Origin of the sequence: Hallella sp. (assembly GCF_037460745.1) — a bacterium.
In the GTDB taxonomy this organism is placed as follows: domain Bacteria; phylum Bacteroidota; class Bacteroidia; order Bacteroidales; family Bacteroidaceae; genus Prevotella; species Prevotella faecis.
On the sequence record NZ_JAXVAE010000018.1, the window covers coordinates 1 to 5,402 of the forward strand.

Here is a 5,402-nt window from a genome sequence, read left to right on the forward strand (position 1 = left end):
AACTATAGTTAAGCGATTAATATCGCATCACTAGTAATCCCAAATCAGTCATTAGACCGAAATTGGTGGATCATTAGGATTTAATGGCCGATTGGGGGATAAATGGTTAGTGAACCGCTACGCGCTTGTTAGCGAGCCCACCACGCGAAAGCCATCCAACCGCAATGCGTAATGTGGGGCTTTTAATGCTTAAAATATTTAAACATTCGTGTCAAACAGGCATGAATGTTGTGCCAACCTTGTCAAAACGCGCCATCCTTGCACCGTCGTGCCTTTGGCATGCATATTGCATGATGATGGGTGAAAACCAAAGCCGAGAGGCTCGGGAGGCGAGAGGCCAAAACTATTAACAATTGGGACTTCAACCACCCCCCAGTTTCGAGGCCGCAGTTGGGGCTCGCATTTGCAAGAAGCCAGTGAGGCGACGAGCAGAGAGGCAACCCAAACAAACGATAAACAACGAACAAACAGAAATCCCGACCGACTCGAAAGACGAAGAGAGGACGAGAAAAACAAAATTGGAGGTAAAACATTATGTTATTAGCTCGTAGAAACAACAACAGTGTATCTAATTGGTTGAACAGTTGGTTTGATGACAGCGTATTCGATACCGACTTGATGCCGCGCATGAACGCCACCGCACCTGCTGTTAATGTTAAGGAGAGCGCCACAGGTTACACCATGGAAGTGGCAGCCCCGGGCTTGAAGAAGGACATGGTTAAGATGAACATCGACAAGGATGGTTATCTGAATGTGTCAATCGAGCACAAGGACGAGCATAAGGAGGAGAAGAAGGACGAGCACTACTTGCGTCGCGAGTTCTCTTATTCTAATTACTCACAGAGTTACGCTCTCCCTGAGGACGCCAACCAGGAGAAGGTTACCGCTGAGGTGAAGAACGGTGTGCTGACCATCGAGATTCCTAAGATGGCCAAGGAAGAGAAGAAGGAAAACGTGAAGAGCATAGAAGTTAAGTAATACAAAAGGCATGAGCCTAACAAGAAAAGGGCAAGTTCCCACTGAGGGGGCTTGCCCTTTTTGCGTCATTTCAGCACCACGGTCTTGTGGTTTATAATGTTGACACCTCGCTGCGGATGCTGCAATTGTTGGCCGGCGAGGCCGTGCGGTAGGCTCCGTTGTCGGGCGTCGCAAGCCCAATGCCCTGTGAGCCACATCCCCTTAAGGGGGGTGCCCCACATGGCACGGGGGTAATGTCATTGGAAGAACTGTTCGGTTTGGCGTTGCCGCTCGCCGTTACTCGGTGGGCACGACGGGCTTGATGGTTCCGTCGGCGTTGAAGTAGAGGCGGTCGATGCAGGTCTCGCGGTGCACGCCTGGTTGGTGGCGGAGCCAGTCTTTGTTGATGCGATGGTACACGATGTACCACTCATCGGTTCCCGGCACCTGGATGACCGAGTTGTGGGCCGTGCCATAGATTTCGCGCTGCGCATCTTGTTGCAGCACCACCGGCTTGTCGGCCACCTTGATTGGGCCGAGCGGCGAGGTTGATGTGCCGTAGGCCACGTGGTAGTTGGGCGATCCCGTGTCGTCGACCGACCACATGAAATAGTACAGTCCGTTGCGGTAGAACACGTAGGGCGCCTCACGGTAGGCGTAGTCGCGGAGCGATCCACCCTTCGGTGTCATGAGCGTGATGGTCTCCTCCTTGATGCTGGTCATGTCGGCGTTGAGCTCGGCTCCCGCCATCATGCCGTTGCCCCAGTAGAGGTAAGGCTTCTTGCTCACGGGGTCTACAAACACGTCGACGTCGATGAGCTGACCGTGGAATCCCTCCGGCTCCTTGCTGATGAGCGGATGGCCGAGGTCGACAAACGGGCCAGTGGGCGCGTCGGCCACGGCCACACCCATCTGCTTGCGTCCGCCATCCTTGGGCTGCGCGCTGTAGTAGAGGAAGTATTTGTAGCCCTTGGCAGTCTTCACCTCCTCGGCAGCGGGTGCCCAGAGGTTACCGTTGGCCCAGGGTATCTGGCCGTTCTTGGCGTCGAGCACCACACCCTCGCAGCGCCATTCCTTGAGGTCGGCCGACGAGTAGGCGTAGTATTTCCATCCTCCCCAACCCGGTTTTCCGTCGGTGGTGGAGTAGATGTAGTAGCGCTTGGTCTTGTTGGAATAGAGAATCTCAGGGTCGGCGTGGAACCCATTGAGAATGGGGTTGCCCTGTGCGCTCACACCCTTGGCAGTGGCCGGAATGGGCCTGATGGTTCCGTCGGCGCGGTAAGCCATGGGCTCGATGATGACGCTGCGGCTGTAGCTGGCGCCATCGGGCAGCGCACCGTTGTGGGAGAGGAAGAGCCACTGGTCGCGGAAGTTGACAATGGCCGGATGGGTGGTGTTGCTGTTGCCGGCAATCTCCGAGATGACGCCCATCGGCTTCCACGGGCCCTCCATGCTGTCGGCCATGGCATAGGCTATCTTCTCAGGCCATTCGGATGCGTAGGTGAGGTAATACTTGCCGTTGTACTTATGCACCCAAGGCGCCTCTGTGAACGGATGGTCGGTGCCGAGGTTGATCTGCTTGATGCTTCCCGGCACAATCTCGGTCATGTTGTCCTTCAGTTTGGCGATGTAACACTCGCGGTTGCCCCAGATGAGGTAGGCCGTGCTGTCGTCGTCGATGTAGACCGCCGGGTCGATGCAGGCCCATGAGTGGGTCGATGCGAAGCAGTCGTCGTTGGTGAGCAGCGGCTTGCCCAGTGCGTCCTTGTAGGGACCGGTGATCTTGTCGGCCACGGCCACGCCAATGCCACACCAGTTGGTCGACACGTACCAATAGTATTTGCCTCCGCGCTCCACCACATGCCCGGCGTAGGCCTGCTTGCTCTTGGCCCACTTAAAGTCGGTTACGTAGAGCGGTGTGGGGTATTGCGTCCAGTGACGGAGGTCGGTAGTGGAGAACACGGCCCACTTCCTCATGACGTAGGTGCCGTGCTGTCCGGGCTCGTCAACGCCCGTGAAGAGCCACAGCGTGTCGTTCTCAACGAGCGCCGCGGGGTCGGCGGTGTGCATGTGGGTGAAGAGAGGGTTGCCCTTGGCCGTGTACTCATGCTCCATGACGTAGCCCCACTGCTTTTGGAGGCGCTCCATCTCGCTGGCCGTGATGGGTATGACGGTGCCGTGGCGGGGGGCGAAATCCTTGCGGAACGACTGCGGCTTCTGCGTGAACGTCTTCAGGTCGCGCGAGGTTTGATACTCGTAGCGGCCCGAGCCATAGAGGTCGTACATCATCACATAGCCGCTGCCGTCGTTGAGGGGGAACACGCCCGATCCCTCAACGCCCGTCTTTTGGTTGGCGTAGGCGTCGATAAACTTGAAGTCTTCCTTCCAGGGTCCGGTGAGTTTCTTGGCCGTAGCCATCTGTATGCCGTTCTGTATCTCCTTGCCCTCGGCGTTCTTGATGTTGCCCTTGTAGAACAAGTGGTACACGCCGTTGCGCTCAATGATGTCGTTGTCGATGCTTCCGTATTTGGCAGAGAACAGCACCTTTGGCTCGCTCTCGAAGCCCGTGAAGTTGTTGTTGGCGTAGGCGTAATAGGTGATGAGGCTCTTGCGGCCGTCGCCCGTGCGCTGCAAGGTGAAATAAACCATGTATTTCTTGGCCTTGCGGTCGTAGATGGTTTGCGGCGCCCACACCCAGTAGGCGTCGGCGAAGTTCTTGTAAGCCTCCTTCAGCACAATCTTGCTATGGCTCCAATGCACCAAGTCGGCCGATCGCATCATCACAATGCCGGGGTTGTCCTTCCATCCGTTCTTCACGGTGTTCATGTCGGTTGCCACGATGTAATAGTAACCGTCGGCGCCCCGCAGGATATGGGGGTCGCGAATGCCGCCACTGGTAGAGATGGTGTCGCTGCTTACGATGGGGCGGTTGTTGTTGAGCGCATACCAATCCTTGGCGTCCTTGCTGATGGCAAAGCGCAGGTGTTCCTGCAGTTTGCCCTCGCCTGAGCCCTCAAAATAGGCAAAGAGGTAACCCGCATACTTGTTTTTCGGTGTGGATGCCGACGCTGGTGCCGCCAAAAATAGCGCTGACAATAGCGTGGCAAGGATAAAACGGTGGTTCATTGTGTAGAGTGTTTTAGGATGTTTTCTGAATGATCGATAGTCTGTTTGCGCTGAAAGGCTTACGCCTTGCGCATCTGCTTTTTGGTGTGTGCGGAGTGGTGGTAGATTATCTAATTGTATTTTGCACACTAATTTGTTGCAAAGATAACACCTTTTTATATAACTTCCAAGTGGAAAGGCATAAAAATGAAGAAGCGCTTGGGAAAACAACTTGCTGATTTACAAGACAATTTACCCTGTGCCAAGGCCTTGGGGCGCGGTAGGCCGGTAGGTGCCGCGGCTTGCTCCGCCCCTGAGCGGAATGTGATGATGTTGGGAATTTTGGTAAAAAAGTAGTGTGGCGATTTCGGTTGAACCAGCGAACAAAAACGCCCTTTTTATGCGATCATGACTTTGAAAATGAGCCACCGCAGTGCGAAAGATGCCCAATCGAGTCGAGGTTGGGCATGTTTCGCACTGCGGTTAGGAAGGTATGGAGCCTCGAAACGGCATGTTCCGCACCGCGAAATGCCATGTTTCGTAGTGTGGACTGTGACGCGAGGGGTGAAGAATGGGAGCTTTGGTTGGTAAGTAGCTGATTGTTAGGTGGTTGCTAAATTGCGTAAGAATCACGTATTTGCGTCCCACCGTACGCTTGCCGACGGATAAATGTTAAATCAGGGGGATGTTTGTTGGTTCTTTTCTTATGTCCACAAGTGTTTCGCGGTGTTGTTAACCGCATGGTGGGTAATGCTGCCCCAAGGTCGTTTCAGCTCCCGCAACGGCGAATGTAGGTAATTGTCGCGATTTATGGCTAATATGTAGATTCCTGCTCTCGGTTGCAACTGACACAAAGTTTCCTTCTTAAAAGGAAAGAAACGGGATGTTATTTCCTTTTAAGAAGGAAAGTTTCTGTTTTGTTTATCCAAATCTTATGGCTCTATCTACTTTGCAACAGCCATTTCCAGATAGGTACCACCTCTATCGTATGGCCATCTGCCTCTATCTGCGTCTCGTAGTCGCGGGTAATGATGTAGCCGTGATAGCCAGGAAAGGCTTTCAGGAATTTAATGAGAGCTCCCACTTCTCGCTCGTAGGTAGCCTCGTCATTCAGATTATATGATACCTGGATGGCCAACTGAGCAGATGGAACGCAGAAATCAATCTCTATATTTTTGTTGAAATAATAGAGGAGAGTTTCTTCCGTAGTGTTTCTGAATCTTCTGTTCAGTTCTATTGCCACCATATTCTCCAATAGCTTTGTTTCCCCCTGAAACAGGAACAGGTTGAGTATTCCATTATCGGCAACGTATCTTTTTTGAAGTGTTGCCTGTTCTGTC

Annotated in this window: 1 protein-coding gene and 3 pseudogenes; 1 reads left to right on the forward strand and 3 read right to left on the reverse strand. The window is 53.5% G+C overall.

Annotated elements, in window-relative coordinates; all coding sequences use genetic code 11:
- The first annotated feature begins 534 nt into the window (after positions 1 to 534).
- On the forward strand, positions 535 to 978 hold the full coding sequence (locus WKK33_RS00275) for an Hsp20/alpha crystallin family protein (protein ID WP_287767902.1): 444 nt from the start codon (positions 535 to 537) through the stop codon (positions 976 to 978).
- 276 nt (positions 979 to 1,254) lie between these two features.
- On the opposite strand, the pseudogene WKK33_RS00280 reads toward WKK33_RS00275, so the two are convergent.
- The 3 pseudogenes from WKK33_RS00280 to WKK33_RS00290 all read right to left on the reverse strand — a co-directional run.
- Positions 1,255 to 2,175 (reverse strand): annotated as a pseudogene (locus WKK33_RS00280) (family 43 glycosylhydrolase); the annotation flags it as partial.
- A gap of 54 nt (positions 2,176 to 2,229) precedes the next feature.
- A pseudogene (locus WKK33_RS00285) lies at positions 2,230 to 4,083 on the reverse strand (family 43 glycosylhydrolase); the annotation flags it as partial.
- A gap of 919 nt (positions 4,084 to 5,002) precedes the next feature.
- Positions 5,003 to 5,402, reverse strand: a pseudogene (locus tag WKK33_RS00290) (ATP-binding protein); the annotation flags it as partial.